The 5,261-nt window shown below is 61.9% G+C and carries 4 protein-coding genes; all 4 read left to right on the forward strand.

Annotated elements, in window-relative coordinates:
• Positions 1–1,436: thiol reductant ABC exporter subunit CydD (cydD, locus tag Q7T06_RS04340; RefSeq protein ID WP_304780797.1), on the forward strand; the 1,436-nt coding region annotated here is incomplete at its 5' end.
• The gene (locus tag Q7T06_RS04345) at positions 1,433–3,133 is read left to right on the forward strand and encodes an amino acid ABC transporter ATP-binding/permease protein (RefSeq protein WP_304780802.1); all 1,701 of its coding nucleotides are present in this window, start codon (positions 1,433–1,435) and stop codon (positions 3,131–3,133) included. The genes cydD and Q7T06_RS04345, both read left to right, overlap by 4 nt.
• A 53-nt stretch (positions 3,134–3,186) precedes the next feature.
• Positions 3,187–4,788, forward strand: coding sequence for a cytochrome ubiquinol oxidase subunit I (locus Q7T06_RS04350; protein WP_304780809.1), 1,602 nt, complete (start codon positions 3,187–3,189; stop codon positions 4,786–4,788).
• The coding region (gene cydB, locus Q7T06_RS04355) for a cytochrome d ubiquinol oxidase subunit II (protein ID WP_304780814.1) at positions 4,785–5,261 on the forward strand (477 nt) is incomplete at its 3' end. The genes Q7T06_RS04350 and cydB, both read left to right, overlap by 4 nt.

Below are 5,261 nucleotides of genomic sequence, written 5' to 3' on the forward strand. Positions count from 1 at the left end.
CTGCGCGTGCCAGTTTGTCTGCGCTGCGTGCGCAAGCCGCTGCCGCGCTGGCGGCACGTTCGCCGCTGGATGTGCAGCGTCCTGCATCCGGGCTTGTTGCAAGCGTGATGGCCGAGCAGGCTGAGGCTGTCATTCCCTATCTGGTGCGTTACCGTCCTGCGCGCCTGCGTTCCACCGCCATTCCTGTTGTCATCCTCGTCGCCGTCTTTCCCTTATCGTGGGTCGCCGCACTGATCCTGCTGGTGGCTGCGCCCCTGATCCCGCTCTTCATGGCGCTGGTAGGCTGGCGCGCCAAAGCGGCGAGCGAGGCGCAGATGGTGGAGATGGGCGGCATGAATGCCTTTCTGCTCGATCGTCTGCGCGGACTGGCGACCCTGCGCACGCTGGATGCGATCGAGATCACTGCGCTGCGTTTGCGTGATGCGGCGCAAGCGCTGCGCCAGCGCACGATGGCCGTGTTGCGCATCGCCTTCCTGTCCTCAGCCGTGCTGGAACTGTTTGCCGCGCTGGGCGTGGCGATGGTGGCGGTCTATATCGGTTTTCATTTGCTGGGGCAACTCGAATTTGGCGCGTGGGGCACGCGCCTGACGCTGGAGCAGGGCTTGTTCATCCTGCTGCTGGCGCCGGCTTTTTTTGAACCCTTGCGCGATCTGTCGAGTGCCTGGCATGACCGGGCGGCAGGCGTGGCGGCGCTGGATGCCATCGATCGTTTGACGGATCAGGGCTTGCAGCTGCCGGATGCAGCGGCAGCGCAAACCTTGCCGCATGCTGCCAGCGTCGCACCGGCAGTCGATATCCGGGCTTTGTGTTTTTCGTATGCAGGTGCAGCTGCTCCAGTGCTGGACGATTACGCACTGCATATTGAGTCGGGCGAACACATTGCCGTCGTTGCGTCCAGCGGCGCTGGCAAATCGACGTTATTATCGTTGATTGCCGGCCTGGTGCCTCTGCAGGATGGCGAGGTGACGATAGGTGGCGTGCGTTTGTTGCCAGGCACGGTGGCTGCACTGCGTATGCGCATGGCGTGGATAGGGCAGAAGCCGCATATATTTGCCGGATCGGTGCGCGCGAATGTGGCCCTGGGCCGTTTAGATATAGCGGCGGAAGATGTGGCAGCGGCATTGCGCTTCACTGCGCTGGATGCGGTGCCGCAAGCGCAGCCTGGCGTGGCATTGGGCGAGGGCGGCGGTGGATTGTCGGGCGGCGAGGCAGTGCGGCTGGCCTTGGCGCGCGCGCTGGTCGACAGGCATGCCGACCTGTTGCTGGTCGATGAACCGACTGCGCATCTCGACAGCGCTACCGCTCGACAGGTCACAGACGCCTTGCTGCAACTGGCGCAGGGCAGGACGATGATCATCGCCACGCATGATCCGGTATTGGCGGCGCGCATGGATCGCGTGATCGTGCTGCGTGCAGATGCGGAGGCACAGGCATGAAGCTGTGGCGCGCTCTGCATCCGGTGCTGGCCGTGTTTATCGCCGCGCAAAAAAAACAATTGCTGCTCGGCGCCTTGCTGGCGGCCGTGACGGTATTGTCCGGCATGGCCCTGCTGGGTTTGTCGGGCTGGTTCATCACGGCGACGGCGATTGCCGGCTTGAACATGTCGCTGGCCTTCACCTTCGATGTATTCATGCCTTCTGCCGGTATACGCTTGCTGGCGCTAGGGCGTACCGCATCGCGTTACGGCGAACGGCTGGTGACGCACGATGCGACGCTGGCAGTGCTGGCGGCCTTGCGTGTACGCCTGTTCCTCGGCTGGGCAAAACCTGAAGCTGCGCGACGCCTGCTGGCACGGCCTGCGCAATTGCTGTTCCGTCTGACCGGCGATATCGATGCGCTGGATACGCTGTATCTGCGCATCCTGGTGCCGGCCGGGTCGGCACTGGCGGCTGCACTGGTGACCGGCATTGCACTGGGCTTTATCAACGCCTGGCTGGGTGCATTGATCGCAATCTGGCTGATAGTGGCCGGCCTGGGTATCGCGCTTGTGACGGCGCATGGTGCGCGTCGCGCTGCGCGCCGCCGCAGTTACGCGCTGGAAGCCTTGCGTGCGCGCAGCATCGATCTGGTGGCCGGGCAGACTGAATTGATCATGGCCGGGCGGCTGGGTGCGCAGACAGCAGCGCTGGCGGCGGCGGATATTTATCTTGCAAAAGCGGACGATGCCTTGAACCGACTGGAAGTACAGGCCGGCGTCGCCTATGGCGTGGTCGGGAGCCTGACCCTGGTTGCGACGCTGGTAATGGTGGCGATGTTGATGGAAGCCGGGACGATAGGTGCGCCGGTGGCGGCCCTGGCCTTGCTGCTGGTGCTGAGCGCGACTGAACCGTTTGCAGCATTGCGACGCGGTGCGCTGGAACTGGGCCGCACCGTGCTGGCCGCACGCCGGCTCGGGCCGCGCCTGCAAGACACGGCGGCCGCAACGGCGCCTGCACCAGCCTTGCCTGGCAATCTGGTTCTCAATCTGGCCGACATGAGCGCGCATCCGGCAGGAGTCGATGCGCCGGGCCATCCTGTGTTGCACAATATATCGCTGTCTATCGGCAGTAATGAAAAGGTGGCGCTGATAGGTGCGAGCGGTGCCGGCAAATCCACCTTGCTGGCAGTGATTGCCGGCGAACTGGCGGCACTGTCCGGCACCGCGCAAGTCGCGCCGCATTGCCTGCTGACGCAGCGTACCGAACTATTTCAGGACAGCTTGCGCGACAATCTGTTGCTGGCCGATCCGCTGGCCGGCGATGCGCGGCTGTGGGAAGTGTTGCAGGCGGCGGGTCTGGCAGAAGATGTAATGAATATGCCGGCCGGACTGGAGACGCGCCTGGGCGAAGGCGGTCTGGGTTTGTCGGGTGGGCAGTTGCGCCGTCTGGCGCTGGCACGCCTGCTGTTGCGCCAGGTGCCGCTGTGGCTGCTCGACGAGCCGACCGAAGGCCTCGATCCGCTTACCGCGCGCGATGTATTGCAGCGGCTGGCTGGGCTGGCGGCCGGGCGCGCGATTCTGCTGGCCACGCACGTAAGGCGCGAAGCGGCGCTGGCGGATCGCTTGGTTTGTATCCAACATGGGCGTATCGTTATGGACGTGCAGCGCGGCGATGCAGATTTTGAGCTTGTGCTGAGCACCTTGCGACCGGATTGAGGTCCGGCCCGAGCAAGGTGCGGCAATCGTTGTAAGGTAAAAAAGGAAGGTTTATGGAACTCGATATTGTTTCGTTATCACGCTTGCAGTTTGCGGCCACGGCGCTGTACCACTTCTTGTTCGTACCGCTGACGATAGGGCTGTCGATACTGCTGGCCATCATGGAAACCGTCTACGTGATGACGGGCCGCGTCATCTGGCGCGACATGACCAAATTCTGGGGCACGCTGTTCGGCATCAACTTTGCGATGGGGGTGGCGACCGGCATCGTGATGGAATTCCAGTTCGGTATGAACTGGAGCTACTACAGCCATTACGTCGGCGACATCTTCGGCGCACCGCTGGCGATAGAGGGCTTGATGGCCTTCTTCATGGAAGCGACCTTTGTCGGCCTGTTTTTCTTTGGCTGGGACAAACTCTCCAAGGTCGGCCACCTGACTGCAACCTGGGCCGTCGCCATCGGCTCCAATTTTTCTGCGCTTTGGATATTGATCGCCAATGGCTGGATGCAGAATCCGGTAGGCGCCGCCCTGAATCCTGAAACGATGCGCATGGAAGTCACCGACTTTGCTGCGGTGCTGACCAATCCGGTCGCGCAAGCCAAGTTCGTGCATACGGCCTCAGCCGGTTACGTGACCGCGGCAATTTTCGTGCTCGGCGTTTCAGCCTGGTACCTGCTCAAGGGACGCCATCTCGAACTGGCCAAACGCTCGATGACGGTGGCGGCATCGTTCGGTCTGGCCGCCGCACTGTCGGTGGTCGTGCTGGGTGACGAAAGCGGTTACCTGTCGACCGAGCATCAGAAAATGAAACTGGCGGCTATTGAAGGCATGTGGGAAACCCAGCCTGCGCCGGCCGACTTTACGCTGGTCGGTTTCCCGAATCAGGCGGCGCGGGAAACGCACTATGCGATCCACTTGCCGGCCCTGATGGGCTTGATCGGCACGCGCTCGCTCGATACCGTTATTCCGGGCATCAACGAGCTGGTGCAGCACGCAGAGCTGCGCATCGCCAACGGCATAAAGGCTTACGATGCGCTACAAAAAATTCGTGCCGCCGGCAGCTCGGAAAACATCACGCCAGCCATGCGCGCTGCGTTTGAAGAAACCGGCCATGACCTGGGTTATGCACTGCTGCTCAAGCGCTATGTAGACGATCCGCGCCAGGCGACGCCGGAGCAGATAGCCAAGGCCGCATTCGATACAGTGCCGCAGGTTGCGCCTTTGTTCTGGCTGTTCCGCATCATGGTCGGGATAGGCATGTTCATGATCCTGCTGACCGGGATTTTCTTCATCCTGTCTGCACGCCGGCAACTGGACAAGCATCGCTGGCTGCTGAAGCTGGCAGTGTTTGCGATTCCATTGCCGTGGATTGCGGTTGAAGCCGGCTGGCTGGTAGCCGAGTTCGGCCGCCAGCCGTGGGTGATAGAAGGCGTGTTGCCGACGGCAGTTGCAGTGTCCAGCCTGGGCATCAAGACTTTGCTCATTTCATTGGGTGGCTTCATCCTGATTTACACGGTGCTGTTCGTGATTGAAATAAAGCTGATTTTCAAGCTGATCCAGAAAGGGCCGGATGTGGAACATGCGCCGGAAACGGGCGTCCACGTCCAGCCTGTCAACCATGCAATCCCTGCCGCCACATCGGAGCAACTATGATCCTGCACACACTGATCGACTACGATACCCTGCGCCTGATCTGGTGGGCTTTGATCGGCGTGTTGCTGCTCGCCTTCGCGGTGACAGACGGTTTCGATCTGGGCACCGGCATCCTGCTGCCATTTGTCGGGCGCACCGATATAGAACGGCGCGTCGTCATCAACAGCATAGGCCCGGTATGGGAAGGTAACCAGGTGTGGCTGATACTCGGCGGCGGAGCGATTTTTGCCGCGTGGCCGCAGCTGTATGCGGTGGCGTTCTCGGGCTTTTACCTGGCCATGTTTGCGATACTGGTCGGACTGATATTGCGTCCGGTAGCGTTCAAGTTTCGCAGCAAGCGCGACGATCTGCGCTGGCGTGCACGCTGGGATGGCGTACTGTTTTTCAGCGGCTTCGTGCCGACACTGATCTTCGGCGTGGCGCTGGGTAACGTGCTGCAGGGCGTGCCGTTCCGGCTGTCGCCGGACATGCAT

This window comes from Herminiimonas sp., from assembly GCF_030645555.1.
GTDB lineage: Bacteria > Pseudomonadota > Gammaproteobacteria > Burkholderiales > Burkholderiaceae_D > Oxalicibacterium.

Coding starts and splice junctions, on each gene's coding strand:
- Q7T06_RS04345 (WP_304780802.1), top strand. CDS start 1,433: ATGAAGCTGTGGCGCGCTCTGCATCCGGTGCTGGCCGTGTTTATCGCC.
- Q7T06_RS04350 (WP_304780809.1), top strand. CDS start 3,187: ATGGAACTCGATATTGTTTCGTTATCACGCTTGCAGTTTGCGGCCACG.